The following is a 25,772-nucleotide window of genomic DNA, read 5'->3' as shown; positions in this document are numbered from 1 at the left end:
GCCGTGTGGACGTTGAGACCCGCGAGCACCGCACTGCGCCCTGACGGACACGGGCTGCCATAACCACGAGCGCCCTCCATCAATGGTCGCCATCTCGGCTACCCGTTTCATCGAGCAAGTATGAAGAGGGAGCCGCAGTTACCGCGATGGCGCCCAGGCGGGAGGTCAGGCCTGGGAGGCGCCGCCGTCTGCGAACAGCTCGACGCCGTTGATGTAGCCCGAGGCGGCGCTGGCGAGGAACGCCACCGCCTTCGCGATGTCCTCGGTTTCTCCGAGCCGCCCTACGGTGCTGAGGGACTCAAGGTGAGCAAGGATGTCCTCCGCCTGGTCCGCGGGAAAGACGTCGAGGAGAGACTGCGTCCGCACCGGCCCCGGGCTGACCACGTTGACGCGGATGCCCGAACCCTTGATGTCGAGGATCCAGCTCCGGACGAGGTTGCGGAGAGCGGCCTTGCTGGCGCCATAGACGCTCAGGCCAGGCCCTGGGTTCATGGACGCAGTCGAGCCGACCAGGATCACGGAGCCGCCGGGTCCCATCAGCGGTAGCGCTTTCTGTACCGTGAACACGACCCCTTTGACGTTGGTCGCGAACGTGCGGTCGTATTGGTCCTCGGTGATGGACCCAAGCGGCGCGATCACCCCGCCGCCCGCGTTCGCCACAAGCACGTCGATCTTCCCGTGCCGCGTCTTCACCGCTTCGTAGAACTTGTCGAGCTGCGCCAGGTCGGAGACATCCGCCTGGATCGCGACCCCGTTCGGTCCGATTTCTTGCAGCGCGCCGTCGAGCTTCGCCTGCTGGCGACCTGTGATGATGACGGTCGCGCCCTGGGAGGCGAGTTCCTTGGCGATGCCAAGTCCGATCCCTGATGAACCCCCGGTGACGACTGCCGTCTTGCCCTGAAAAGACATCCGCTTCTTCCTTTTCCCGCGCCACGGCCTGCAGCCGCATATGTAGCGATCACTATATATCGACCACTACAAGCGATGGATCAGCGGCGCAATGCGTTTTTAGCGTTCGATATATAAATCGCGGATTCGCTTGAGCCGCCTTGTAGCGCCCGCTATAAAGCGGCAGAGGTGGCGGGATGGACGAGAAGGTTCGCAAGAGGCGCGCGGCGTTCGACCGCCAGGAGGGAGTGGCGATCGCCCAGTCCCTGTTCCACGCGCGTGGCTACGACGCCGTGAGCGTGGCGGACCTCACCGCTGCGCTCGGGATCAGCCCGCCAAGCCTTTATGCGGCATACGGCAGCAAGGCCGAGTTGTTCGAGCGTGCGATGAAGCGCTACGCGCAGACGGAGGCGCTTTCCCTCGACAAGATCCTGGCTCCGGGCCGCCCTCCGGCCGAGGCGCTGACTTCGCTCTTCATCGCCGCGACCAAACAGTACACGCGCGACAATACATGCCGCGGCTGCATGGTCACTGAGGGGATGCGAGCCGACGATGAGAAGGCGCGCGAAATGGCGGCGGAGATCGCCAGGGGCTCAAGCGAAGCGATCATCCGCTACGTCAAGGAGCACAATCCAAAGAACGCCACGCGAATCTCGGACTACGTGCTCCTGACGCTGCGCGGGATCTCCTCCTACGCCTGCCTTGGCTACTCGCAGAAGCGCCTGATCGAGTGCGCAAAGATGGCCGGCCGAACGCTGGACCAAGAGTTTGGCGACGCCGGCTCAGCATGAAAGAAGGACCGTTGTTTCGATGGACATCATCAACCACGTAGAAATTCCGGTGGTTGATGTCGAAGCGTCGCGGCGCTTCTATGAAGCTGTCCTGGCGCCGCTCGGCATGGGCTTGATCGTCACCATCGATCCGGCTCGCACCGCCCATGGGGGCTACCGACACGGCTTCGGCCGTGACGGATACCCAAGCCTTTGGATCCACGAGCGGCCCGGAGCAAAACTCCCAGTCCACATCGCGTTCACGGTTGCGGACAAGATGAAGGTCGACGCGTTTCACCAAGCGGCGCTGACCGCAGGCGGAACCGATAACGGCGGGCCGGGCGTCCGGGAGCGCTACCATCCGAGCTACTATGCGGCTTACGTGCTCGATCCCGACGGCAATAACGTCGAGGCCGTCTGTCAGACCGAATAGCACTGCCGAGTAAGTTCTCCCTTCGCACTTATCGCGTTCCACAACGCACTCTCGTCCTTCAGACCGCATGGCATGGTGCGAATGTCGAAGGGTGCGGTTGCCGATCGGAGCGCAATGTCCGCCCTTGGCGCCGAGCGGCTGCGGATTTTTGTCCGCAGGCGACCCGAAGTCGACCGACGGGTGACTGCTTTCGGCAAATCAAAGCGGCCGCGCTAAGCCTGCTTTGGACCGAAAAAAGCTAACCCCTCATGGTTTCAGAACGTCTGATCAGGTTGCATCTCTAGTGTCCTCCGCCAACAGTGGCGCCGGGCCGGGAACTCTTCGCGAGCACCACTGCGATCGCCGCCGCCGCCAGCAGGATGCCGACCACGGCGAATGCGTCGCCGAAGCCGAGGATAAGGGACTGTCGACGGACGATCTGGCCGATCTGGGCGATCGCCTTGTGAGTCGCGAGCGCCGGGTCCGTAACGCCGTGTGACATGAAGTAGCCGGTCATCTGGTCGATGCGCTGGCGGACCTCGTCGCGGCCGAGGTTCACCGACTGGCCGATGATGTTGGAGTGGTACTGCTCGCGCTTGGTGATGACGGTTGCAAGCGTCGCCGTGCCGACCGCGCCGCCAAGATTGCGCATCATGTTCGACAGACCCGAGGCAGAGCCGGCATCTTTCGGTGCGATGCCGCTGGTCGTGATCGCGCTGATCGGCGTGATGACCAGGGCCTGTCCGATGGCGCGCACGACGTTCGGGATGAAGAACTGGTCGCCTGAGTTGTCGGCCGAGAGCTGAACATTCATGAAGCAGCTCAGGGCGAACAGCGCGAGGCCGACGAAGCCGATCAGTCGGACGTCGAAGCGCTTCATCAGCATCGGCACGAACGGGATCAAGATGAGCTGCGGCAGGCCGGTCCAGGCGAGCACGGAGCCGATCTGCTCGGCGTTGTAGCGCTGCACCTGGCCAAGATACTGCGGAAGTAAGTAAACGGAGCCGAACAGCGCAAAGCCGAGCAACGAGTTGGCAGCGACGCCGATCATGAAGTTCCGCTCTTTTAAGAGCCTAAGATTTACGAGCGGCTTGGCGGCGGTGAGTTCGATCCAAACAAAAGCGATCAAGAACAGCGCCGCCACGACGCCCAGCCGCAGAATAAGCGGCGAAGCGAACCAATCGCTCTTGTTGCCCTCCTCAAGCACGGTCTGGAACGCCGCAAGCCCGATCGCCATGCACACGATGCCGGCCCAGTCGCCCTCTTTCAGGAGTTCCAGACGCATCGGACTTGTTTCGAGCGTGGCGGCGAGCGCGACGATCATGACGGCGCTAGGAATGACGTTAATATAGAAGATCGATCGCCAACCGTAGTTCTCGGTCATGTATCCGCCGATGGTCGGGCCGATCGCCGGAGCGAAGGTGACCACAAGTGCGAACATTGCGAGCCCGATCGGCTGCTGCGGTTTTGGCAGCTTGGTCAAGATCATCGTGAATGCCATCGGGATCAGCACGCCGCCCGCGAAGCCCTGAAGTCCCCGCATCGCGATCATCGAACCGAGATCGTGGGTGAAGGCGCAGGCGATTGAGAAAGCAGGAAATAGGATCGCGTTCGCCAGCATGTAACGGCGGAAAGAGAACACCCGACTGAGGTAGTCGGTGAGCGGGATCACGATGATCTCGCCAATAAGATATGAGGTCGAGATCCAAGCGCCGTTGTCGACGCCTGTGCCGATGCCGCCCTCGATGTCGAGCAGAGAGGCATTGGTGAGCTGGATGTTGAGGATCGCCATAAAGGCGCCGATCATCGCAGCCGAGACTGCGATCCAGCTCGTCAGACTCGCGCCCTCGGGCGCGGGCGCCGCTCCAGTCGTAGCTGTCACCGCGGACATGATCGGCTCTTGCTCATCGGGCTGCGACGGTCGGCGCCGGCGCCGGTGCTGTGAGCGTGTCTATGCTGGGCACAACCGACATGCCGGGACGTAACTCGGCCGCTTCGACGTCGCCGACGAGCGCGATCCGCACGGGGATGCGTTGGACGACCTTCGTGAAATTGCCGGTGGCGTTGTCGGGAGGCAGCAGCGAGAAGGTCTGGCCGCTCGACGGCGCCAGGCTGTCGACATGGCCGTGAAAGATCCGGCCAGGGAACATGTCGACCTCGATCTCGACGGACTGGCCCGCCTTCACGTCGGTCAGCTGCGTCTCCTTGTAATTCGCGACGATGTAGGCGGCTTTCAGAGGCACGACCGACATCAGCTGCGTGCCGGCCTGGACGTATTGGCCGACACGCAGCGTCCGATTGCCGACCACGCCGTCGGAGGGCGCGACGATCGTTGCGTAGCTCAAGTTGAGCTCCGCCTGGTGCTCGACCGCCCGGTCGTGAAGAAGCTTCGCTTCAGCTTGCGCGAGGTCGGCCTTGAGCTGGTCGACCTGCTTGACGGATGACGCCAGCGCAGCGTCGTCGCGCTGTACGGCGGCTCTCGCGATCGACGTCCGAGACGCCGCGTTCTGGGCGTTTTGGACCGAGCCGTAACCGGACTTCGCTAGCGCGCCGTAGCGTCTGTTTTCCTGCTCGGCAAAGGTAAAGTTCGCCTGGTCGAGCACCAGCGTCGCCCTAGCGGAGTCGACCATCGACCTTTGCGTCTCGATCGCGGCCTTCCTGCTGGCGATGACCGCTTCGGAGACCGCCACATTGGCGCGGGCCTGATCGAGAGCGGTCTGGTAGTCGCGGTCGTCGATCTTGGCGAGCGCCTGGCCGGCATTGACCGACTGGTTATCGCGAACGAGCACCTGAGCGAGGTAGCCGGCGATCTTCGGGGCGATGGTGACGTTGTCGGCCTGGACGTAAGCGTTGTCGGTAGAGATCTGAAAGCGTCCAACCGTCCAGTACCTGTAGCCATAGGAGCCGATGCCGAGCGCTGCGATCGCCGCGCTCGCCATCAGAAGGTTCCTGACCAGTCCGCCGCCCTTCTTTTGGACGGGCGTCTGCTCCTCGACTTGCACCTCCTGCGTCAGGGTCCGCCCGACTTTGCCGTGCGGATCGCTCACGGCCTCGGAGACATCTTCCGCGCGTTTGGCCATGAACTTAGCTTGGTTCGTCGTCATCCCCGTCTCTCTTGGCCTCGAACGCGTCTGCACCTGAATGGGAGACTACGCAGGTCGCGCGATTGCTTTGCCGCCTCCGGCGGATGGCGGAGGTTGGCGGCGCAAGCCGCGCCTGTGGTTAAAAAGGGTTGGGGCTTATTTTCGAGAGCGTGCGTTTTGGGGGGACGCTAGTCGAGCTTTTCCGGGCGCACCTCGCGCCGTCGTTAGTCATGCGTCGGCTTAGGGCGCGAACTCGATCTGCTTGAGCACGCGCCCCCTTACCGGCCCTATCTTCAATAGTCCCAGAAAGCCGGAACCCACCGGAAGGCGTCGCCATCGATCGCCACCCGGCCGACGGACGGGAACGGCAGATGTGTCGCCACCAGCTGTTCTCCCGTCGCAGCCAGTTCACGCAAAAGGCGAAGCCGGACGCGGGCAGCCTCATCGGGGTCGTGCTCGAAGCCGTTGAACCAGTCCGGGTGTTCGAAACCGACCGTGAATACGGCGTCGCCGGCGAATGTCAGGCGGTCGTCGCCGGACGCCACACGAACCACGCTATGCCCAGGGGTATGGCCGCCGGTGCGCTGGACGACTACCCCCGGCGCGACGTCGTGCTCGTCCTCGAACAGACGCAGATGGCGGTGGTACTCCTTCGCAAACCGCGTCGCTGTCGATCGAAGCGCGTCCGGGAACCCATCCGGCATGGCGGTGTGGGTGAAATCGGGCGACTCCCAAAACTTGGCTTCTGCGGCGGCGACGTGGATCCGCAGGTCCTTGCGCAGTTGGTCCCTGACCCCGTCGACGAGCAGCCCCCCCACATGGTCCATGTGCATGTGGGTCAGCACCACGTCGGTCACGGAGGCGAGGTCGATGCCGGCGGCTTCCAGCCGTTTGATCAACTGCCCGGCCCGCGGCAGGTTTAGGTTCGGGTCCAACCCGAGACCAGCGTCGATGAGGATCGTCTGGGCGCCGCTCCTCACCAGGACCACGTTCAGCGACCAGTCGAACGCGTCCCGCGGCAGAAACATGTCGTCCAGCCAGGCCGCGCGGACGGCCGGGTCGGCGTTGTGACCAAGCATCTTGGTGGGGAGCGGCAGGACCCCATCGCTGATGATAAGCACTTCGATTTCGCCGACCCGCACCGCGTAACGCGACGGGACCAATTCGCTGGGACTCGGCCGAGCGGGGCGCGAGGCGTTCTGGATGTTCATGCCTGTCTCCTTCTGAACTCGGCGCTGTTCAAATTTGTAAACTGGCCACCGAAGCAATATTCGTCGTCCTGCGGATGTATCTTTCGGATCTGTACTGTTGTGCAGGTGGACTGGTTTCGTCAGCGCCCGCTCGTGTCGGAAGCGCGGGCGGGCCATGCCGACGCGTGGCCGCTCGAGCGGGCGCGGATGTCCGTCGGCCGGCGCCGATCGGAACGCTGCGGATTGAAGTCAAGGACGGAAGCTCGTGCCGGGGCTCGGAGCGTCGTCAGCTCTCGATGAAGGCCAGCAGGTCAGCGTTGATTGTTTCCGCGTGCGTCGTGCACATGCCGTGCGGAAATCCTTTGTAGACCTTCAGGGAGCTGTTCTTCAGCAGCTTGGCCGAAAGCAACGCCGAATCCGCGATAGGCACGATCTGGTCGTCGTCGCCGTGCATGACGAGGACGGGGACCTCGATCGCCTTCAGGTCTTCGGTGAAGTCGGTCTCCGAAAAGGCCTTGATGGAGTCGTATTGCGCTTTCGCGCCGCCCATCATGCCCTGACGCCACCAGTTGGCGCGGAGCGCCTCGTCGACCGAGGCGCCGTCGCGATTGAAGCCGTAGAATGGGATCGGCACCTGCCGATAGAAGGCGGAGCGGTTGGCCGCGAGCTGGGCGCGGAAGCCGTCGAACACCTCGATCGGCAGACCGCCGGGGTTCTTAAGCGTCTTCACCATGATCGGCGGCACTGCGCCGATCAGCACGGCCTTGGCGACCCGTCCCTTGCCGTACTTCGCCACGTAGCGCGTCAGCTCGCCGCCGCCGGTCGAGTGGCCGACGTGGATCGCGTCGCGCAGGTCGAGCGCCTCGACCAGCGCCGCGACGTCGGCCGCGTAGCCATCCATGTCGTTGCGGGAGGCGGTCTGGGTCGAGCGACCGTGTCCTCGGCGATCATGCGCGATGACCCGAAAACCCTTGTTGAGAAAGAACAACATCTGGGCGTCCCAGTCGTCAGCGCTGAGCGGCCAGCCGTGGTGGAAGACGATCGGTCGCCCGGCGCCCCAATCCTTGTAGAAGATGTCGACGCCGTCCTTGGTTCTGACCGTGCTCATGCTATGCGCTCCATTCATGGCTTCAGAGGGGTTTTTCGGGTGACTTGAGATGTTGGCTGTCACGTCGATCGTCAGCGCGAGCCCTGCAGCGACAGCGCCGCCGGTGAGCAAGACAGCGCGTCGGCTGGGTTGGCTTTGGGGGACGTCCTGGCGTGTCACGTCGTTGCTCCAAGAAGGCGCGGGGATGGGTTTCCGATGGCGGAGAGGCGTGGCGCTCGTGGCTCGGCTAGGCCGCGCCTGGGGCATCACGCCCAGAGGCGGACGTGCCTACGAGTTTCTGGTTCTGGCGCTCTTGCGGCCCGCCTAGCCCAGGAGGCCCAGCAGGTGATGGCCGTCCCAAGAAGGGCTGGAAGCGTCACGGCGGGGAAATCGCGGGCCAGCACGAAGGGCTCGCAGATACCGGCCGCAACCTCCCAGAAATGGAACAGCGCGTGGCACCACAGCCAAAGCGTGGCCGCCGCCCACAGCGCGACGCGCAGCTTCGGCCGCGCGACCCCGAGCAGGAACGCTGTTCCGATGAACAGGAAGATCAGGCCGATGTCGCGGATGAAATGCTGGTTGAACGCGCCCGTGGTGGTCACGCCCGGCACGGCGAAATACCAGTCCGTGGGCGCGACGAGCATGAAGACCCCGTTGGCCTCCGCCGCGACGCCGAGCGTCAGAGCCGTCCCTATGGCCAGTCTGCCGAGCATGTCCGTTTCCTTCGATTGAGGGCGCGCGTCGCCGCTGGGCGCGAAGAGACGCGCCTAGGCCGGGGACGAAGAGGTGCGACGGTTGCGGTTAGCGCTGCGGAGGCGGCGGCGCGTTGGCGAGCCACCAGTCCAGGCGAGTGGAGCCGAGCCGGGGCCTTGGACCCGGGATTAGAGACTGCTCCGTCAGCTCGATGCCGAAATAGCGCGCGGCCGGATCCGCCACGACCCTGCGGGGATCTCTGTCGTGCTTCAGGACCCGTGCGACCAGCTCGTCGAGGAAGAAGGCCTCGGGCCCGGCGATTTCCGCCATGCCGTTCGTGGGCCCGGCGAGCGCCGCTTCGGCCACGGCTGAGGCCACGTCCTCCGCCGCCATCGGCTGGATCGGCGCATGCGGCAGACGGACCAGATCACCCTCGGTCGCGGACTGGGCGATCGCGCGCACGAATTCGAAGAACTGCGTCGCGCGGACCAGCGTGTAGGGGACTGGTGAGCTCCTGACGATGTCTTCCTGGGCGAGCTTGGCCTTGAAGTAGCCCATCGCGGTCAGGCGCTCGGAGCCGACGACCGAGAGCGCCACATGGTGCTGGACGCCCGCGGCGACTTCCGCCTCGATGAGGTTCTTGCCCGCCGCCTGGAAGAACGCCATCGCGGCCCCTTCCTCGAAGGTCGGCGAGTTCGCCACGTCGACCACGACCGCCGCGCCCGACAGCGCCTCCGCGAGCCCTTCGCCCGTGACGGTGTTGACGCCGGTGTTCGGAGCGGCGGCGACCGCCTCATGGCCTCGGGCGCGGAGTTTCGCCGCCACCTTCGATCCAATGAGGCCCGTTCCGCCGATGACGACAATCTTCATGACCTGACCTCTAGTTGAATCTGCCGTTACAGTGGCGCTCAGCACCTTTGGCAGGTTCGGTCTAGCTGTCGTGGTCTAGGGGCGCGAGAACCGAGATCTTCGAAACCCGCTGTACCAAGCCGAAGATCAGGTCTTCGCCGGGCGCCGCCGGCCTGTCTTCACGGCCGCCACACGCGACGCCTCCCGCGCCGCCGTCCGCTCTCCGAACCATCGGGCCGCATCCTCGCCGAACGGCTTTGGGAAGCCGACGGCGTTGACGAGATCGAGAAGCGTCGTGCGGGCAAGTTCCTTGCGCATGCTGTTCTCGGCCCGCAGCATGACCGCGTGGATGGTGCAGGTCCGTCCGGCGGACCATTCCGGCAGATGGCCGTTGAACAGAACGCAACCAGCGCGGATCTCCTTGCAGTCGAAGAGCCGCTTGTCGCGGTCGATCGCCGTGACGACGTCCAGCACCGTGATCTCGTCTGCGCCGCGCGCCAGTCGGTAGCCGCCGTTGATCCCGCCGGACGACGCTACGAGCCCGGCCTTCTCAAGCTTCGGCATGACCTTGGCGAGGAGGCTCGCAGAGATGCCCTGGAACTCCGCCAGGTTGCGGCTGCTGAGAGGCGGCTCGCGGGGCTCGATCAGCCAGAGAAGGCTGTGCAGCGCGTATTCTACCGAGGCCCCGTATAGACCTGTCTTCGACCCCAAGCTGTGCCCTTGCGCCATCCATTCTTCTCGTTTTACCCGGCCGGCTAGATCAACCTACATCTAGGTATAGGAACGTCCATTCTCGACGTGGCGGAGAGCCTTCAGACATAAAGCGCCCACAGGCGTCCGAATTAGGGATGGCTGAACCAACGGGTGTCAACATGCTCCTGTCCCCACAGCGCCAGCCGATCGACATTTCTCTGCAGCGCACCAATGCGGGGCCGCTGGTGGAGCAGATCCGCGGCGCGCTGAGATCCGCGATCGTCGATGGGCGGCTGCAGCCGGGCGATCGGCTGCCGAGCTGGCTCGATCTTGCCAGCCAACTCGGCGTCGCCAGGGGCACGGTCAAATCTGCGTATGATAAACTCGCAGACGAGGCGCTCGTGGTGTCCGCCGGCGCTGCGGGAACCCGGGTGGCGGAGGCGTTAGCCAGGCCGCCCCAACCGCCGGCTATCGTCATTCGGCGACCTCTGGAAGGCTGGACCCACGGCTACGACCTGCGTCCGCTACCGTTCCAGATGGGCGTTCCAGCGCAGGACGCGTTTCCGGCAAAGCAATGGTCTCGGCTTCGCACCCGCATCGTGCGCGACCATGCCCTATCAGTCGGTCAACCCGATCCGAGGGGAGCCCTTAGGCTGCGCGCCAAGATCGCCGGTTATCTGGCCCTCACCCGCGGCATCCGCTGCCTGCCCGACCAGATCATCGTGACGAGCGGCTATCGGAATGGGCTCGCGCTCGCGATCCGCACCCTCGGCCTCAGAGGTCAGTCAGTCTGGATGGAGGAGCCAGGCTACCCGGTCACACGGAAAGGACTCGAGCTTGACGGCATGGTTGTCATTCGGGCGCCCGTGGATAGCGAAGGAATCGACGTGAACCGCGCGATCGAGCTCTGCCCCGATGCGGCGCTTGCGGTTGTGACCCCCGGACAGCAGGCGCCGACCGGCGTCATGCTCTCGTCCGAGCGACGCCGCGCGCTGCTGGACTGGGCGCACGCTAACGGGTCGTGGATCATCGAGGACGACTATCTGAGCGACCTCCAGCTCTCGGGCCGAGCGGCCCCGGCTTTGGCCGCGGAGGACGCCCAAGGCCGGGTCATCCACATCGGCAGCTTCGGGAAGACGCTCAGCCCGTCCCTCGGCCTCGGCTTTCTGGTCGCGCCGCTCGCTCTGGCGGAGCGCTTCGGCGAGGTCACCGCCTGCCTCCAGCCGGCCCCGGACGCCGCCACCCAGATGGCGCTCGCCGAGTTCATGGGCGACGGCTGCTACTTCCGTCACCTGCGGCAGATGAAGCGCCTGTATGGCGAACGCCGCGAGGTTCTGCTCGCCTGCCTGGGCTCCGACGCCTTCGCTCTCCGCAAGTCCGGCGTCGCCCTGATCGTCGACCTTCCCGATGGCGCGGACGACGTCGCGATCGCGCGCCATGCGCTCGATCTCGGGGTGGCCCCGACGCCGCTGTCGGTCTGGTACGGCGACCCGAAGGCCGCGTCGCGGGGGCTGCTCCTCAACGTCACCAACCTGCGCAGCGGCGTGACCGCGAAGGCCTGCGACGCCTTGCGGACAGCCATCCGAGCCGGCCTCTGACGGTCGGACGCAACACGCGCACTTCCCGTCAGCTCGTCTCGAAAAGAGCAAGATATGTCTGAACTGAACGACAAGGTCGTCATCGTCACCGGCGGGAGCTCGGGCATCGGCCGGGCCGCCGCTCTGCGCTGCGCCCGACAGGGCGCGAAGGTGCTTGTGACCGCGCGCCGAAGCGGTCCTCTCGAGGCGGCGGCCTCTGAACACCCGAACATCGTCGGCCTGGTCGCCGATGTGGCTGCGCCCGACGCAGCCCGCCGGATCATCGCGGAGGCGATGGACCGATGGGGCCGGCTGGACGCGCTGGTGAACAACGCCGGCGCGGGCGCGATCTTGCCTCTCGGGGACGCCACCGCGGACCGGATCGAAGCGATCTTCGCCGTGAATTTGGTTGGCCCGAGCCTGCTCGCCGCAGCCGCGATCCCTCATCTGGCGAGCGTGCAGGGAGCGATCGTCAACGTCTCCAGCACGTTCGGCCAGAAGGCCGCCGCCGAGCTTTCTCACTACGCCGCCAGCAAGGCGGCGCTGGACCACCTGACCCGTTGCTGGGCGCTGGAGCTCGCGCCTTTGGGGGTTCGGGTGAACGCCGTCGCCGCCGGTCCGACCGAGTCCGGGGCGCTGACAGGGATGATGGGCCTGTCGCAGGATCAGGCCGACGCGATCAAGCGTGAGGAACGCGAGCAAATCCCGCTCAAACGGCGTGGCGACCCGGACGATGTCGCCCGCTGGATCGTGAGGCTTGTCGAGCCGGAAGCTGCGTGGGTGACGGGGCAGGTCATCGCCGTGGACGGCGGACTGGCGATTGCGTGACCGATCTTGCCGAAGCGCCTCACACGACGCCAATCCCGTCAGATTTCTAACCCGGACGTTGTCGTCTCTGTTATAGATTGGCGCGCCCTTACCAGAGGCCGTGGAGGCGGCGTTGACGCAGCCGGAAGCCATCCGCACGCCGACCGGCTCGAGTTTCGAGGACGCGGCGGCCTCCGACCGACCACTCATCATCGTGGTCGATGACGACCCCGACATCTGCGACGCGCTTTACGAGCTGCTCCGATCCGTCGATCTCGACGCGGTGCGCTTCGGCTCTACGCAGGAGCTGCTCCGCGCGCCGCTGCCGGACCGTCCCGGCTGCTTCATTCTCGATGTTCGCATGCCCGGCCTGAGCGGCCTCGAGCTGCAGAGCCGGCTCGCCGGGAAGGGCGATGGCAAGCCCATCATCTTCCTCACCGGCTATGGCGACGTGCCGATGACCGTTCAGGCCATGAAGGCGGGGGCGGTGGATTTCCTGATCAAGCCCGTCCGGGACCAGGCCTTGCTCGACGCCGTCGCGGCGGCGATCGACGTCGATCGGGCGCGCCGGGCCAGCGCCGCCGTGGCGGCGAGGGCCACCGAACAGTTCGACGCGCTGACACGACGCGAACAACAGGTCTTGCGCGCGGCCGCCGCGGGCATGCTGAACAAGCAGATCGCGTTCGAACTCGGCATCAGCGAGGTCACGGTCAAGCTTCACCGCGGCAGCATGATGAAGAAGATTGGAGCAAGGACCATCGCCGATCTCGTCCGCGCCTGGGAGTCGCTGCCGGCGCCCGTGCGTGATCGCGTAGCAATCTAGACCACGGGATAGCTATCTGGCTCGCACGTTCCGTCCGAGACATAGACCCGAACGAGGCTGGTGGGTCGTGCTGGAATACGCGTGTGTCTGAGACGCCAACTGTTGCGATCGTCGACGACGACATGGCCGTCCGCGAAGCTCTCGCTGATCTGATGGAGGTCATCGATCTGCAGTGCCGGACGTTCGAGGGGTGCGACGACTTTTTTGGGGCATTCGCGCCGGGAGCGTTCGCCTGCGTGATTACCGACGTCAAGCTGATCGGCCCCAGCGGTTTCGAGCTGCAGGCCAGACTGCGCGTCCTCGATCCCGATCTGCCGGTCATCGTTATCACCTCGTTCTCAGACCCGGCGACGAGAGCCCGCGCCCTTCACCTTGGAGCGCTGGCCTTTCTGACGAAACCGGTCAATGACGAGGAGTTGCATCGCTGGCTGACGGCGGCCTTGGGGCAAGGCCGGGCGTCGACATGACCGAGCGGCCGCATCGCGCGCGCGCCCTCGGACCGGACGACGCGCTTGCTGAGTTCGCCTCGGAAAGCATCCTCGTATGCGCCCCGGACGGCACGGTCTCATATTGGAACCGGGCTGCCGAGACCTTGTTCGGCTGGCCGGCCTCCGAGATTGTCGGCCGCAAGATCGATGGCATCGCGATCGCGCCCAAGGGTCAACCGCACGTTCAATTTCTTGCTCACGGCGAATGGCGCGGGCGGGTAGTCCGACGATCGCCGGACGGGCGCGAGATCGCAGCGATGGTGAGGGCGGTGGCGCGCAGAGACGCCGCCGGGACGCTGCTCGAGATCATCGAGTACGCCGTGCTCGACAGCCATCCTCTCGCCGAGTTGCAGGCCAGCGAAGATCGCCTTCGGCGGCTGATCCACCACCTGCCCATCGCCCTTCTGTATGTCGACGCCCGGATCATGGGCGAGACGCTCCAGAAGATAGAGGCCGACGGCGTCACGGACGTCGCGGCCCATCTCGACGCTCATCCCGAGCTTGTGGAGTTTGGAAAGGACGTCGTTCTGATCACAGGCGCGAACAGGCAAGCGGTCGCCCTGTTTGGCTGCGAGGCGCCCGAGGCGTTGATCCGCCCGGTGCGTTTCCTGTTCGAAGCTTCTCCCGCCACGGCAAATCGGGTGATGAGCGCGCACTTCAGGGGCCAGCGAAACTACATCGAAGAGATGAAGATTCGCTCCCTCGACGGCCGGCTTCTCGATGTCCTTCTGCTGGTGACGTACCCGACGCCTTCCGAGGGCCTCGAGACCACGTTCCTCTGCATGCTGGACATCACCGACCGGCTGCGGACCGAGGCCCAACTCCGCCAGCTGCAGGCCGACTTCGCGCACGCCGCCCGCATCTCCACGCTCGGCGAACTTGCGACCTCGATCGCGCACGAAGTCAGGCAGCCGCTCGCGGCGATCATCACGAATGGCGAGACGGGCCTGCGCTGGCTCGCGCGCGACGAGCCGAACCTGCCTAAGCTGAAGCATCTCACCGGCCGGATCGTCGCGAGCGCGACGCGGGCCAACGAAATCATCCAGCGTATCCAGGACATGACGCGGAAGCGCGGCTCGGCGCGCGAGCTCTTGGATTTGAACGAGCTGGTGGAAGAGGCCCTTCTCTTTGTCAGGCACGAAACCGAGAAAAAGGCGCTGACGCTGCGGCTGGATCTGGCGCCCGACCTTCCGGCGCTCGTCGGCGATCGGGTGCAGCTTCAGCAAGTGGTCGTCAATCTGGTGCTGAACGGCATCCAGTCGATCGGCAACGCCGGAAGCGGCGACAACCAGATCATCCTACGCACCGTTCGCGACCCCATGGGCGTCGTCCTTTCAATCAGGGACACCGGCCCTGGCATCGCGGAGGAAAGTCTGGCGGATATCTTCTCCAGCTTCTTCACCACTAAGGAGACGGGGATGGGCATCGGACTGACGATCTGCCAATCGATCATCGCGGCCCATGGCGGCCGCATCGAAGCCGCCAACGACCCCAACGGCGGGGCGATCATCACCGTCGTGCTGCCCGTGGCAGGGGCGATCGGCTGAAAGCCGATTTGGGCCAGTCGCTTTCGCAGGTCTTGGTTCTGACGGCTTTCGGCCCCGTCGCCTAATCTTCGCCGCGTCATACGATATTGCCGCTAGGGATCCGGCGACGCAGGCGGGGCGGACCAAGGCGTCGCCGCCTGCTGAAGAAAACAGCCGGACCCAAATCCCGAGATCCTCAGCGTCTACCTGCAAAGACAATTAGAGCGCCACCCTGGGGGGCGCATTCGCTCCGGCCCTGTCTCCAACACGCAGACCGACTATGGATGCAGGCTACATCTCGGCGATCTCGGCCCTAGCGGGCTCCGCGATCGGCGGGCTTGCCTCCTTCGCGACCACCTGGATCACGCACCATTCGCAAATCCGCGCCGCCCAGCTCGTGCAGGATCGCGCCCGCCGCGAAGCACTCTACGGCGAATTCATCCGCGAAGCGTCCAAGCTCTTTGGCGATGCGTTCGAACATGACCTCGAAGACCCCGCCAAGATGGTCGAGCTCTACGCGATCGTCAGCAAGATCCGGCTTTTTGGCGATGAGCGCACGCTCGAAGAGGCCGAGAAGGTGATGAGGGTAATCGGCGCGACCTATTTTGCGCCGAACAAGGAACTGCGCCAGTTCGCCGACATCGCGCGAGAGGGGGAGCTCGATCCGCTCTATGCCTTCAGCGTCGCGTGTCGCGCCGAACTGAAGCTCGCCCGGCGATGAACCGGTTTCACGCTAAGGCGCGCTTCGTCTTGGTCGCAGCGGCAGCCGTAGCGCTCGCCGCCTGCGCCTCGCGCCCAGGACCCGAGACGGTGAGGCCTCATCCACACGCGCTCGGCGTCGGCAAGGTGGTCACGGTCTTCGTCGCGACGCTGAGAGCGCCCGCGGCCGGGAAGGATGCATCGTTCACCACCGAGCAATCGCAAAAGCTGAGCTATGCGCGCTATGCGATCTCGATCCCGCCGTGCCATCGCCCGGACGTGATCGAATGGCCGAAGGGGCCGCCGGATCCATCGACCGACTTTGTCACTCTCGAGGCGCGGCGCCTCTCGGAGAACGAATTCCGTGCGGAGGTAGGTCGTGGCAAGCCTGTTCGGCTTTTCGTCCACGGCTTTAACAACAGCTTCGAAGAGTCCCTCTATCGCAACGCGCAGCTGGCCGCCGACGTCAGAGACGGGCGGATCTCGGTGTTGTTCGCATGGCCGTCCAAGGGGGACCCCCTGAGCTACGGCGCGGACAGGGCGGCGGCCGCGGCGTCTGTCGATGGTCTTGCCAAGACCATCGACATTCTGGCCGCGAGGCCTCGCGCTCGTCCGCTGCTGCTGGCGCACAGCATGGGAGGATGGCTCACGATCGAAGCGCTAGCGAAACTCAGCCAGGAGCGAGGGCGGGCGGTCTTCGGCAGCCTCTCAGATGTAGTGCTTGCCGCTCCCGACATCGGGGTCGACGAGATGGTCCGTCGCCTCGAGATCATCGGCCCATTTCCGCGCCCGCTGACCGTGCTTGTCGCGGGCGACGACGGCGCGCTCAACCTGTCGCGCATCATTTCGGGCCACCGCCGCGTCGGCTCCGACGACGTGCGAGACCCGCAGGTCCAGGCGGCCGCCAAGCGCTACCACGTCCGCATCATCGACATCTCGGAAGTCAAAGCATCCGACGGGTTTAGGCATGGACGGTTCACCGCGATGGCGGCGCACTACCGGCGGTTTCATGCGCAACTCGAGGATTCGGCCAGCCTGCATTACGCCAAGCCTGGGGTGTTCGTGTTCAAGACCTTGCGCTCGACGTTCGTGCCGCTTGAGCTCGCAGAAAGGTGAAAGAACTTGTGCGAGCTTGCACGCCCTTGTGCATCCTGGTCGTTCGGTCCGTCGAAGTCCAAGGCTCGATTTTTCCGTCGCCTTGAAGGAGGCAGGGTCAGTCGGCAGCAAATCCCCGTCTTGGGCCGCCAAGCTGCGTCTATCGAATGGCTGCTTTTTGCCACCAGCCCAATGGCTTCTTCTGGCGCGACCCCGCAATCGTGGGGCAGGAGAAGATGCGGATAGGCTAGCGCCATCGGTCGCTAGGCTGACTCAGCCTTCCTGCTCTACTTGGATTCCCTATCGGCATGCCGGAGGAGGCTAGCGCTCTGCATGAGATGGTTCGCCTCGTAAAGCAGCGGCTCGATTTCGTGTCGATGTCCATCGCCTCATCGAAGCGTCCGAGCTTCAACAGCTCCTGCGCACCGCGCGCCCGCTCGCCGCTCTCAACCACGCGGTGCATCATTGCCCTCAGACAGACCTTCCCGAGCTTCTTCGACGACACGCCCATACCTCCCTTGCGACGTCGACACTGACGCTCCGTTCGGAAGGCAAGTGAAGTCCTTTCTGGCAGCGGCGAGGAATATTCGAAATGTCCGTCGCTGACCCGTAGCAGCCAGTCGGAAACACTGCTTCTTGGCGTTTGCCCGCTTCAAGCATCAGCCGCTGCCTGCGACGATGCCTAATCGAAGCGGAGGCGCATCGGGGCGACGGGGCGCCCGAACGTTTTTCATATGCGCTGAGCGGTCCGTTCCATCATGACCCGCAGGTTTTGGGCGCTGCTGTATCCCAGCGTGGCCGCAGCCGTGTTCAAAGGGACGCCTTCCGCCTGCTTGATAAGGGCGCGCGCCACTCGAAGGCGTCGACGCCATTCGGCGAAGCTCAATGAGGTCTCTTCCCGGAAGCGGCGCGTGAGCGTCCTTCGGCTAAGCCCGCCCTCGGCCGCCCAATCATCCAGCCCATATTCCAACGCCGGATTGTCAACCAGCGCATCACAGATCTTCCTCAGGCGTGGATCGGAAGGCATTGGCAGCGCGAACGCCGCGTCCTCGGCACGCTCCACCTCATGCACAATGACGCGCGTCAGCAGCCCCGTGCGGCCGTCTTGTTCGAACGCTCCCCGCTCCTCCGCCAAAGCGCGCAGCGCCGAGTCGAGAAGCGACGAGACCCGGACCAACCGGCATCCCTTCGCCGGAAAGACCAGGGCCTCAGGCGTCGATGGATCGACGAAGGCCGTGCACAGACCAAGTGGTCCCTGGCAAGCCGCGTCATGCGGCATGTTCGAGGCGATGAGCAGCGCGTGGCCGGTTGGCACCATCCAGACCTCGCGCTCTGTGGTCACCACCATCAAGCCTTTGGTGGCGTAGAGAAGCTGACTGCGCCGGTGCCGGTGCCAGCCGGTGCGGCCAGCGGCCAGGATCGGGTGCCGAAGCATGTAGATCGGCCCGGGACTTTCGAACCGCTCGTCCATCTGCTCGATGTCGCCCACGGGACGTCGTGTGCTCGCCATGAAGTTTGGCCCGTTCGCATATCACAATGGCCCAACACCATACGGGCCGGACAGTAAAATTACATCAAGAATTCAATAGTTTAGAAGAAATCTAAACGGCTGGATCAAAATGGCGGGGGCCATTTGATCGGGCCTCCTTTGATGGAGCGGATGGTCCGAAATGTCATTGCGTTCGGGGGACTTTGGGCGGCCGGCTGGTATGAGAAAGGCGGCGCTCGTCGCCGCCGCCATCGGCGCCGCGACATATTCCATGGGGTCCGCCGCGGCCCAGCAGGCCGACGGACCGGCCAGTGACCAACCCATCCAGCTCGAGCCGATTAACGTTGAAGGCCGGGGCGCCGGCGTCGACGTGGGCTACGTGGCGCGCCAGGGCAGCGCCGCAACCAAGACCGATACTCCGCTGCTCGAAACCCCGCAGTCCATTTCCGTCATCACCCGAACGCAATTAGACCAGCAGGGCGCGCAGAGCGTGAAGCAGGCGTTGGGCTACACGGCGGGCGTCGCCTCGAACACCCGTGCAGGGTTCGACGGCTTCGACATCATGTATTCGCGCGGCTTTATCCTCGACCGCTATCTCGACGGAACGCGGCTGCTCGGAGGGGCGAACTACACCGCCCCGCAGATCGAAGCCTACGGAGTGCAGCAGTATGAGGTGTTCCGAGGGCCGGCCTCGGTGCTCTACGGCCAGTCCTCGCCAGGTGGCCTCGTCAACGCCGTGACCAAGCGGCCGACCGATTACGCCTTCGGCGAAATCCAAGGGAGTGTCGGCATCGTCGATCGTTGGCAAGGCGCCTTCGACTTCGGCGGTCCGGTGAACGAGGACAAGACGCTGCTCTACCGCTTCACCGGCCTCGCCCGGACCGCGGATTCGCAGGTCGACTTCACCAAACAGGAGCGCTTTTTCTTTGCGCCCGCGGTAACGTGGCGGCCAAACGACTACACGTCGCTGACCGTGATGGCGAACGTCCAGCACGATCCCCATGTCGGTCTCTACAGCGTGCTGCCGGCAGCCGGGACGCTGTTCTCCGACCCCAACGGCAAGATTCCGCGCAGCCGCTATCTGGGCGATCCGGACTACAACTCCTACAGCCGTGACCAGCAGTCGATTTCATACGCCTTCGAGCATCGCTTCGACGACGTTTGGACTGTCCGGCAAAATTTCCGCTACATGCATGTCGAGGGCGAAACCGAGCAGGTCCTGCCGCTGCTAAGGCTCAGCCCGACCTCGATCCTCCGCTACGCGCTTTACGACAAGGTCGACATCGACGCGTTGACGATCGACAATCAGGTTCAGGCGAAGTTCGACACTGGGCCGATGCGCCACACATTCCTCGCGGGGCTCGACTATCAGCGGCTGGCTGAGGGCGACAAGCTCGGCCAGGCCCTCGCCAGCCCAATCGACGTGTTCAACCCGATCTACGGCCCGGGAAGTCCGCGTCCGCCAATCGTGTCCAGCACGATGCAGAAGACGAACCAGGTCGGCCTCTACGCCCAAGACCAAATGAAGTTCGATCGTTTCGCCCTGACCCTGAGCGGCCGGCAGGATTGGGTGGACATCGACACGCGGGACCGGCTCGCGAACACGACCACCAAGGGCGACGAACAGGCCTTCACGTGGCGCGCCGGCTTCGCCTATGTCTTCGACAGCGGTCTTGCGCCCTATGTCAGCTACGCCAAGTCGTTTCAGCCAGCACCAGGCGTGAGCGCCTCCGGCGCGGCGTTCAAGCCGACCACGGGCGAGCAGTACGAGGCTGGCGTGAAATTCGAGCCCGTCGGGATCAACGCCTCGCTGACGCTCGCGGCGTTCCACCTGACGCAGCAGAACGTCGTGACGTCCGATCCAGCGACGCCTGCGCTTCGCACGCAAGTTGGCGAGATCCGCTCGCGGGGCTTCGAGGCCGAAGCGAAGGCCCGGCTGTTCGACGGGCTCGACCTGCTCGCCTCCTACACCCATGCCGATGTCGAGGTGACCAAGAGCCTCAACCCGCTGGAAAAGGGCGGGCGCCCGGTCAATGTCCCGCAGGACATGGCCTCGGTCTGGGCGTTCTACACGCTGAGCGCCGGCGCGATGGACGGCCTCGGCTTCGGTGGCGGCGTGCGCTATGTCGGCAAGACCGCTGGCGATGTGGCCAACACCTTCTTTACAAAGAGCAACACGCTCGTCGACGCCGCGCTGAAATATGATTTCGGCCGCCGCTGGCGTCAGCTCAACGGGGTCAGCCTCGACGTCAACGTCTGGAACCTGTTCGACAAGCGGTACGTGTCCGAGTGCACCAACCTGCTCAACTGCGTGTACGGACCCGGCCGCACGGCGATGGCGACGCTGAAATACCGCTGGTGAGGTCTTGCGGGTTGCTAGTTTCGCGCCGCGCCGTCCTCGCAGCGGGCGCCGCGGCGATCGCTTTGGCGGAGCGACCGGCGCGCGCGTCGTCCCCGGGTCGCGTCGTGGCTCTCGACTGGGGACTGGCCGCGACCGCGACCAACCTCGGGCGCCCGCCGATCTCCGTTCCAGCTCCGGACTGGTATCGCCGCCAGATGGTCGATCCCGCCTTGCCCGCGGGCACGATCGACGCTGGTCTCCTGTTCACGCCGAACATGGAGGTGATTTTCGACCTCAAACCCGATCTGATCCTCATTACGTCCGGACTTCGCGTGGCCCAAAGTTCGCTGGGACGGATCGCCCGCACGGAAGTCGTCGACCTCGCGAAACCTGGGCGGAACGCGCTCGATCAAGCGCGGCAAGGCGCGCGTGAGGTGGCGGCGCTTCTGGAGGTGGATGCCGAACCGGTCATCTCGCGGTTCGCGACCGCCGTGGAAGGGGCGGCGGAAGCCGTCCTGGCCGTCGGCGATCCCGGGCCCGTCCTGCTCGCAAGCCCGATCGACGACCGCCATCTCACCGTCTTTCAACCGGCTAGCCTGCTCGTGGCGACGCTCGAGGCCGTAGGACTCAGGAGCGCGCCCGGGAAATCTGGCCAAGAGTTTAAGATTGTCGGCATCGAGACGCTGGACGCCTTCAGCGGATGCACCGCGCTGCTGATCGACAACGGCGCGCCGGGCCTGGCCGCTCGCGTCAGCCGAAGTCGGCTTTGGTCTGCCTTCGACTTTGTTCGCGACGGCCGTATCGCCGTGTTGCCGCCGATCCTCGGCTCGGGCGGTCTCGCCTCCGCCGATCGGCTCCTGGGCCTGCTTCCCGACGCGCTGAAGGCGGCGCGCCGTGACTGAGACGTCAAGGCGGCCGGGTCCGGCCGCGCTTTTCGTTCTGCTTCTCGGCGTCGGAGCGCTCTCTTTCGCGTGGCGGCTTAACGGGCTGCTCCCAACTGACCAATGGGAAGCGGCGCTGTTCGCGCCGGGGGCGACCTACGCCGAGCTCCTCGTCCATGAAAGCCTCTTTCCGCGCGCGCTGATCGCGCTGATCTGCGGCGCGGCGCTTGCGGTCGCGGGGGCGCTTCTCCAGCAGGCTCTCGCCAATCCGCTGGCCGAGCCTGCGACGCTCGGCGTGTCCTCGGGCGCGTTTCTCGCGCTTGCGCTCGTCGGGGTCTGGGCGCCGGAGCTTGCGGTTTCAGCTCGCGAGATCGTCAGCCTGTGCGGAGCTGGCCTCGCGGCCGCGCTCGTGTTCGTGGCCGCGAGGCCCCAGCGATATTCGCCGCTCTCGCTCGTGCTTTCGGGTCTCGTGATCTCGATGGGATGCGGGGCCGCCGCGGCCGCCGTCGCGTTGTTCTACCAGACCGGGATGCTGTCGCTGTTCGTCTGGGGAAGCGGATCGCTCGCTCAGAACGATTGGACGGCGGTCACGTTTCTTGGGCCGCGGCTTGCGATTCTCATCCCCGTCGCGGCGATCCTTGCTCGGCCGCTCGGCCTGCTTTCTCTTGGCGAGAGCGCCGCGCGATCGCTCGGCCTCTCGCCTCGCGCGCTCCAAATCGCCGCGGTAATGACCGCAACTGCGATAGCGGCCTTGACCGTCAGCGCCGTCGGCGTCGTAGGCTTCATTGGCCTAGCCGCGCCGATGCTCGCAGGGCTGGCCGGGGCGCGGCGATATCCAACGCGCCTCTGCTGGTCTGCGCTCCTCGGCGCCGCGCTCCTTTTCTGCGCCGACGAGGTCGTGCAGCAGATATCGGCGTTCGCCGGCGAGGACATTCCGACCGGTGGCGTCACGGCTGTGCTGGGAGCGCCCTTGCTTCTCGTCATGGCGAGACGCCTTCGACCTGCGGGCATCCCTTCCACTCAAGATGGGCGCCAGCTGGCTCTCGGCCGACCGGGTCTTGTTCTTGGACTGGGAGCCGCGGCGCTCGCTGCCGTGGCGTGGCTGTCGCTCTCGCTCGGTCCTCATCCGGACGGGTGGCGCCTCGTCAGCCTCATGGAGATTAATCCGTACCTGCCGTGGCGCGCAGCTCGTCTTGGCGTCGCGGCCGGAGCTGGCGCGCTGCTCGGATTATCCGGCGTGATCATCCAACGCCTGACCGCTAACCCGATGGCGTCCCCGGAGCTTCTCGGCGTAAGCGCCGGATCGGCCTTTGGTGTGATGGCGATGACGGTCGTGATCGCGTCTCCCGACGCGCTGGCCTGGGCTGGCTCCGCCGGCCTTGGCGCACTCGTCGCCTTCGTGATCGTCGCCGTCATCGCGCGTCGATCGGCCTTCTCGCCGGAGCTTGTCATTCTCGCCGGCGTCGCCATCAACACGCTGCTCGCAGCAGTCATGACGACCTGGCTCGCGACAGGCGACCCCCGGGTCTTCGCGGTTGCGCGCTGGATGTCTGGTTCGACCTATTTCGCAACGTCGGGCGACGCCTTAACAGCGCTGGCGGCCGGCGCCGCGGCTGTTGCCTGCGTCCCACTGGTAGCCCGCTGGCTCGACATCCTTCCGCTAGGAATGCCCTCGGCGCAGGCCCTGGGGGTTGATCCGGCGGCGAGCCGATCGATCCTCATGGTTGCGACCGCGGTCTCCGCCGCGGCAGCCTCAGTGTTCGTCGGACCACTGACCTTTGTGGGGCTGATCGCCCCCCATGTCGCGCGCAGCCTCGGATGCCGCAGGGCGATGACGCATCTTTTCGGTTCCGCGCTGGTCGGTTCGCTCGTGCTCGCGTCCGGAGACTGGATCGCGCGCGTCGCCTTCTATCCGAACCAGCTCCCGCTTGGCGTCGTCGGGACGCTTCTGGGTGGGCTGTATTTCATCGGCCTCGCGATGACGAGGCGCTGAAACCCAGGGAGACCCTCGGATCGAGGCGCAGGTCCGTTTTCGGCTAGCTAATCCGCATCCGGTATTGGCGGGGCCGAGCGGCACTCGGTTGGCTTCGCAATTTCACCCGTTGCGGTCGTCATATGAGGGTCTGGTCCGCGCGCCGCGGCCCCACCCGGAGCATGCTTTGAAGATTCATCTGCCCGCTGAGGGCGCTCGTCGCTTATGAGCTCCCTGCGCCTCGGCGTGTGATCCGGCGTGGAATTTTGACCCCGTAAGTCGGGGGATCGGCGTCCAATTTTGACCCCCTGAGGCGCGCGTTGCGCATGCTGCCTGTCTTTGTCGAGGACGGGCGGCCGGGGGATGAAGGGCGTGGACACGATCGCGCGGATCCGCCGCGAGCATTTTGTGCGCGGCAAGACGATCAAGGAGATCGTGCGCGAGCTGCACGTGTCGCGGAACACGGTGCGGAAGGTGCTGCGGTCTGGGGCGACGGCGTTCGAGTACGAGCGCGAGGTGCAACCGCTCCCGAAGCTCGGGCCCTGGCGAGAGGACCTCGTCGACCGGCTGCTGATGGAGAACGAGGGACGGGCGGCGCGCGAGCGACTGACGCTGATCCGGATCTTCGAGGCGTTGCGGGCGCTGGGCTACGAGGGCGGCTACGACGCGGTCCGGCGTTACGCGCGCGGTCGGCAGCGTGAGCGGTCGTCATCGTCGGCGGCGTTCGTGCCGCTGAGCTTCGATCCGGGCGGCCTACCAGTTCGACTGGAGCCACGAGATCGTCCTGATCAACGGCGTGACCACAACCGTGAAAGTCGCGCACGTCCGGCTCTGTCATTCACGGATGCTGTTCGTGCGGGCTTATCCCCGTGAGAGCCAAGAGATGGTGTTTGACGCCCACGACCGGGCGTTCGCCTTCTTCAAGGGAACCTGCACGCGCGGGATCTACGACAACATGAAGACCGCGGTGGAGACGATCCTCGTCGGCCGCGCTCGCGCCTACAATCGACGCTTCCTGCAGATGTGCAGCCATTACCTGATCGACCCTGTGGCCTGTACGCCGGCGTCAGGCTGGGAGAAGGGTCAGGTCGAGAACCAGGTCGGGCTGGTGCGCGATCGGTTCTTTACGCCGCGCGTCCGGGCGAAGAGCTATGACGAGCTAAACGCCTGGCTGCTCGACCAGGTGATCGCCTACGCCAAGGCGCATCGTCATCCTGAGCTCGCGGATCGGACCGTGTGGGAGGCGTTCGAGGCGGAGCGCCCGAGCTTCGTTCCCTATGCCGGGCGGTTCGACGGCTTCCATGCCGTCCCGGCGTCGGTGTCCAAGACCTGCCTGGTCCGGTTCGACAACAACAAGTACTCCGTCGCCGCGAGCGCGATCGGCCGTCCCGTAGAGATCCGCGCCTACGCCGACCGGATCGAACTGCGCCAGGACGGCCGGATCGTCGGCGACCACCCGCGCTGCTTTGGCCGCGGCCAGACGGTGTTCGATCCCTGGCACTACGTGCCTGTGCTGGCGCGCAAGCCCGGCGCGCTCAGGAACGGAGCGCCGTTCAAGGACTGGGTTCTGCCGGCCGGGCTCGAGAAGGTCCGACGCAAGCTCGCGAGCGTCGAGGACGGCGACCGTCAGATGGTCGCGATCCTGGCCGCGGTGCTGAGCGACGGCCTGTCCGCGGTCGAGGCCGCCTGCGCCGAGACGCTGCGTGAAGGCGTCTGCTCGGCCGACGTCGTCCTGAACAACCTCGCCCGGCGTCGGGACCCCGCGCCGCCGATCACGATCATGACGCCCGAAGCGTTGCGGCTCGCCGTCGAGCCGACCGCCGACTGCGCCCGATACGACGCCCTCAGGAGAGCCGTGTGATGGAGCGCTCCGCGATACTGACCACCATGGGCGAGCTCAAGCTCTACGGCATGAAGGCCGCCTTCGACGAGATCATCGCGACCGCGGTGAAGCGCCAGCACGAACCTCGACGCATCGTCGGCGATCTGCTCACCGCCGAGATCAGCGAGAAGCAGGCGCGCCCGATCAAGTACCAGATCACCATCGCCAAGCTGCCGCTCGCCCGCGACGTCGAGGACTTCGCCTTCGACGGCACGCCGATCAACGACACGCTGATCCGCGCCCTCGCCAGCGGCGAGTTCCTGGCTCACCAGCGCAACGTCGTGCTGGTCGGCGGCACCGGGACCGGCAAGACCCCGCCGACGCTGCGCAACCCCAACCAGCTCCGCGCCGGCGGGATCGACACCGCTCACCAAGCTTCAGGGGGTCAACATTGGACGCCGATATGGAGTGGGCCCTTCGAGGTGGACGGATTGAGCTTTTGGAATTGACCGTAGGCCGGGCTTTCAGAGGATGAGAGCCCATGACACGCCATCGATCCCACAGCATCGCGTTCAAGCGCCAGATCG

The 25,772-nt window shown here is 65.3% G+C and carries 21 protein-coding genes and 2 pseudogenes; 14 read left to right on the top strand and 9 right to left on the bottom strand.

From position 1 onward, the window contains the following. Positions 1 to 165: 165 nt before the first annotated feature. Positions 166 to 909: an SDR family NAD(P)-dependent oxidoreductase gene (locus tag ACO2RJ_RS00115; RefSeq protein ID WP_423265979.1), complete on the bottom strand. Its 744-nt coding sequence runs from the start codon at positions 907 to 909 to the stop codon at positions 166 to 168. Positions 910 to 1,085: 176 nt separating this feature from the next. Between ACO2RJ_RS00115 and ACO2RJ_RS00110 the strand changes: the two genes are divergently transcribed. After that, on the top strand, positions 1,086 to 1,679 hold the full coding sequence (locus tag ACO2RJ_RS00110) for a TetR/AcrR family transcriptional regulator (RefSeq protein ID WP_423265978.1): 594 nt from the start codon (positions 1,086 to 1,088) through the stop codon (positions 1,677 to 1,679). A gap of 19 nt (positions 1,680 to 1,698) precedes the next feature. Further along, a complete protein-coding gene (locus tag ACO2RJ_RS00105; RefSeq protein ID WP_423265977.1) occupies positions 1,699 to 2,091 on the top strand; it encodes a VOC family protein in 393 nt (130 codons plus the stop codon). A 280-nt stretch (positions 2,092 to 2,371) separates the two neighbouring features. Here the strand turns inward: ACO2RJ_RS00105 and ACO2RJ_RS00100 are convergent, their stop codons facing one another. From ACO2RJ_RS00100 to ACO2RJ_RS00070, 7 genes are all read right to left on the bottom strand, one after another. Then, the gene (locus tag ACO2RJ_RS00100; RefSeq protein ID WP_423265976.1) at positions 2,372 to 3,961 is read right to left on the bottom strand and encodes a DHA2 family efflux MFS transporter permease subunit; all 1,590 of its coding nucleotides are present in this window, start codon (positions 3,959 to 3,961) and stop codon (positions 2,372 to 2,374) included. 13 nt (positions 3,962 to 3,974) lie between these two features. Continuing rightward, positions 3,975 to 5,174 (bottom strand): HlyD family secretion protein, encoded by a 1,200-nt coding sequence (locus ACO2RJ_RS00095; protein ID WP_423265975.1) that lies wholly within the window; start codon positions 5,172 to 5,174, stop codon positions 3,975 to 3,977. 272 nt (positions 5,175 to 5,446) lie between these two features. Then, positions 5,447 to 6,364, bottom strand: a complete 918-nt coding sequence (locus ACO2RJ_RS00090) for an MBL fold metallo-hydrolase (protein ID WP_423265974.1) — start codon at positions 6,362 to 6,364, stop codon at positions 5,447 to 5,449. A 265-nt stretch (positions 6,365 to 6,629) separates the two neighbouring features. Continuing rightward, a complete protein-coding gene (locus tag ACO2RJ_RS00085; RefSeq protein WP_423265973.1) occupies positions 6,630 to 7,451 on the bottom strand; it encodes an alpha/beta fold hydrolase in 822 nt (273 codons plus the stop codon). A 245-nt stretch (positions 7,452 to 7,696) separates the two neighbouring features. After that, a complete protein-coding gene (locus ACO2RJ_RS00080) occupies positions 7,697 to 8,143 on the bottom strand; it encodes a hypothetical protein (RefSeq protein ID WP_423265972.1) in 447 nt (148 codons plus the stop codon). Between the two features lie 88 nt (positions 8,144 to 8,231). After that, positions 8,232 to 8,993 (bottom strand): SDR family oxidoreductase, encoded by a 762-nt coding sequence (locus tag ACO2RJ_RS00075; RefSeq protein WP_423265971.1) that lies wholly within the window; start codon positions 8,991 to 8,993, stop codon positions 8,232 to 8,234. Positions 8,994 to 9,119: 126 nt separating this feature from the next. After that, the gene (locus tag ACO2RJ_RS00070; protein WP_423265970.1) at positions 9,120 to 9,701 is read right to left on the bottom strand and encodes an RrF2 family transcriptional regulator; all 582 of its coding nucleotides are present in this window, start codon (positions 9,699 to 9,701) and stop codon (positions 9,120 to 9,122) included. Positions 9,702 to 9,844: 143 nt separating this feature from the next. On the opposite strand from ACO2RJ_RS00070, the gene ACO2RJ_RS00065 reads away from it, so the two are divergent. From ACO2RJ_RS00065 to ACO2RJ_RS00035, 7 genes are all read left to right on the top strand, one after another. Further along, positions 9,845 to 11,263, top strand: a complete 1,419-nt coding sequence (locus ACO2RJ_RS00065; RefSeq protein ID WP_423265969.1) for a PLP-dependent aminotransferase family protein — start codon at positions 9,845 to 9,847, stop codon at positions 11,261 to 11,263. Positions 11,264 to 11,317: 54 nt separating this feature from the next. Beyond that, positions 11,318 to 12,070, top strand: coding sequence for an SDR family NAD(P)-dependent oxidoreductase (locus tag ACO2RJ_RS00060; RefSeq protein ID WP_423265968.1), 753 nt, complete (start codon positions 11,318 to 11,320; stop codon positions 12,068 to 12,070). A 130-nt stretch (positions 12,071 to 12,200) separates the two neighbouring features. Then, positions 12,201 to 12,872, top strand: a complete 672-nt coding sequence (locus tag ACO2RJ_RS00055; RefSeq protein WP_423268876.1) for a response regulator transcription factor — start codon at positions 12,201 to 12,203, stop codon at positions 12,870 to 12,872. A gap of 83 nt (positions 12,873 to 12,955) precedes the next feature. Next, positions 12,956 to 13,339, top strand: coding sequence for a response regulator transcription factor (locus tag ACO2RJ_RS00050; RefSeq protein ID WP_423265967.1), 384 nt, complete (start codon positions 12,956 to 12,958; stop codon positions 13,337 to 13,339). Continuing rightward, entirely contained in the window at positions 13,336 to 14,907 is a 1,572-nt protein-coding gene (locus ACO2RJ_RS00045; RefSeq protein ID WP_423265966.1) for a PAS domain-containing sensor histidine kinase, read from the top strand. The genes ACO2RJ_RS00050 and ACO2RJ_RS00045 overlap by 4 nt, the downstream gene beginning before the upstream one ends. A 259-nt stretch (positions 14,908 to 15,166) precedes the next feature. After that, positions 15,167 to 15,607, top strand: coding sequence for a hypothetical protein (locus tag ACO2RJ_RS00040; RefSeq protein ID WP_423265965.1), 441 nt, complete (start codon positions 15,167 to 15,169; stop codon positions 15,605 to 15,607). Continuing rightward, positions 15,604 to 16,701 (top strand): alpha/beta hydrolase, encoded by a 1,098-nt coding sequence (locus ACO2RJ_RS00035; RefSeq protein ID WP_423265964.1) that lies wholly within the window; start codon positions 15,604 to 15,606, stop codon positions 16,699 to 16,701. Before ACO2RJ_RS00040 ends, ACO2RJ_RS00035 begins: the two co-directional genes overlap by 4 nt. Positions 16,702 to 17,410: 709 nt before the next feature. Here ACO2RJ_RS00035 and ACO2RJ_RS00030 read toward each other — a convergent pair. Beyond that, positions 17,411 to 18,169 (bottom strand): helix-turn-helix domain-containing protein, encoded by a 759-nt coding sequence (locus ACO2RJ_RS00030; RefSeq protein WP_423265963.1) that lies wholly within the window; start codon positions 18,167 to 18,169, stop codon positions 17,411 to 17,413. A 271-nt stretch (positions 18,170 to 18,440) separates the two neighbouring features. Here ACO2RJ_RS00030 and ACO2RJ_RS00025 point away from each other — a divergent pair, with 271 nt between their 5' ends. The 5 genes and pseudogenes from ACO2RJ_RS00025 to ACO2RJ_RS00005 all read left to right on the top strand — a co-directional run. Then, entirely contained in the window at positions 18,441 to 20,531 is a 2,091-nt protein-coding gene (locus ACO2RJ_RS00025) for a TonB-dependent siderophore receptor (RefSeq protein ID WP_423265962.1), read from the top strand. Next, positions 20,459 to 21,412: an ABC transporter substrate-binding protein gene (locus ACO2RJ_RS00020; RefSeq protein WP_423265961.1), complete on the top strand. Its 954-nt coding sequence runs from the start codon at positions 20,459 to 20,461 to the stop codon at positions 21,410 to 21,412. The genes ACO2RJ_RS00025 and ACO2RJ_RS00020 overlap by 73 nt, the downstream gene beginning before the upstream one ends. After that, positions 21,405 to 23,384 (top strand): Fe(3+)-hydroxamate ABC transporter permease FhuB, encoded by a 1,980-nt coding sequence (gene fhuB / locus ACO2RJ_RS00015; protein WP_423265960.1) that lies wholly within the window; start codon positions 21,405 to 21,407, stop codon positions 23,382 to 23,384. Before ACO2RJ_RS00020 ends, fhuB begins: the two co-directional genes overlap by 8 nt. Positions 23,385 to 23,726: 342 nt before the next feature. Next, positions 23,727 to 25,224: pseudogene (istA, locus tag ACO2RJ_RS00010) on the top strand (IS21 family transposase). Beyond that, a pseudogene (locus tag ACO2RJ_RS00005) lies at positions 25,224 to 25,559 on the top strand (ATP-binding protein); the annotation flags it as partial. The pseudogenes istA and ACO2RJ_RS00005, both read left to right, overlap by 1 nt. Between the last annotated feature and the right edge of the window lie 213 nt (positions 25,560 to 25,772).

The organism is Hansschlegelia sp. KR7-227, from assembly GCF_049446035.1.
Classification (GTDB): Bacteria; Pseudomonadota; Alphaproteobacteria; order Rhizobiales; family Methylopilaceae; genus Methylopila.
The sequence above is the reverse complement of the archived record's forward strand: the minus strand, read 5'-3'. Positions and strand labels throughout refer to the sequence as shown.

Bases quoted from the DNA above. Each gene is read 5' to 3' on its own strand.
- ACO2RJ_RS00115 (WP_423265979.1), bottom strand. From the start codon at position 909: ATGTCTTTTCAGGGCAAGACGGCAGTCGTCACCGGGGGTTCATCAGGG.
- ACO2RJ_RS00110 (WP_423265978.1), top strand. From the start codon at position 1,086: ATGGACGAGAAGGTTCGCAAGAGGCGCGCGGCGTTCGACCGCCAGGAG.
- ACO2RJ_RS00105 (WP_423265977.1), top strand. From the start codon at position 1,699: ATGGACATCATCAACCACGTAGAAATTCCGGTGGTTGATGTCGAAGCG.
- ACO2RJ_RS00100 (WP_423265976.1), bottom strand. From the start codon at position 3,961: ATGTCCGCGGTGACAGCTACGACTGGAGCGGCGCCCGCGCCCGAGGGC.
- ACO2RJ_RS00095 (WP_423265975.1), bottom strand. From the start codon at position 5,174: ATGACGACGAACCAAGCTAAGTTCATGGCCAAACGCGCGGAAGATGTC.
- ACO2RJ_RS00090 (WP_423265974.1), bottom strand. From the start codon at position 6,364: ATGAACATCCAGAACGCCTCGCGCCCCGCTCGGCCGAGTCCCAGCGAA.
- ACO2RJ_RS00085 (WP_423265973.1), bottom strand. From the start codon at position 7,451: ATGAGCACGGTCAGAACCAAGGACGGCGTCGACATCTTCTACAAGGAT.
- ACO2RJ_RS00080 (WP_423265972.1), bottom strand. From the start codon at position 8,143: ATGCTCGGCAGACTGGCCATAGGGACGGCTCTGACGCTCGGCGTCGCG.
- ACO2RJ_RS00075 (WP_423265971.1), bottom strand. From the start codon at position 8,993: ATGAAGATTGTCGTCATCGGCGGAACGGGCCTCATTGGATCGAAGGTG.
- ACO2RJ_RS00070 (WP_423265970.1), bottom strand. From the start codon at position 9,701: ATGGCGCAAGGGCACAGCTTGGGGTCGAAGACAGGTCTATACGGGGCC.
- ACO2RJ_RS00065 (WP_423265969.1), top strand. From the start codon at position 9,845: ATGCTCCTGTCCCCACAGCGCCAGCCGATCGACATTTCTCTGCAGCGC.
- ACO2RJ_RS00060 (WP_423265968.1), top strand. From the start codon at position 11,318: ATGTCTGAACTGAACGACAAGGTCGTCATCGTCACCGGCGGGAGCTCG.
- ACO2RJ_RS00045 (WP_423265966.1), top strand. From the start codon at position 13,336: ATGACCGAGCGGCCGCATCGCGCGCGCGCCCTCGGACCGGACGACGCG.
- ACO2RJ_RS00040 (WP_423265965.1), top strand. From the start codon at position 15,167: ATGGATGCAGGCTACATCTCGGCGATCTCGGCCCTAGCGGGCTCCGCG.
- ACO2RJ_RS00035 (WP_423265964.1), top strand. From the start codon at position 15,604: ATGAACCGGTTTCACGCTAAGGCGCGCTTCGTCTTGGTCGCAGCGGCA.
- ACO2RJ_RS00025 (WP_423265962.1), top strand. From the start codon at position 18,441: ATGGGGTCCGCCGCGGCCCAGCAGGCCGACGGACCGGCCAGTGACCAA.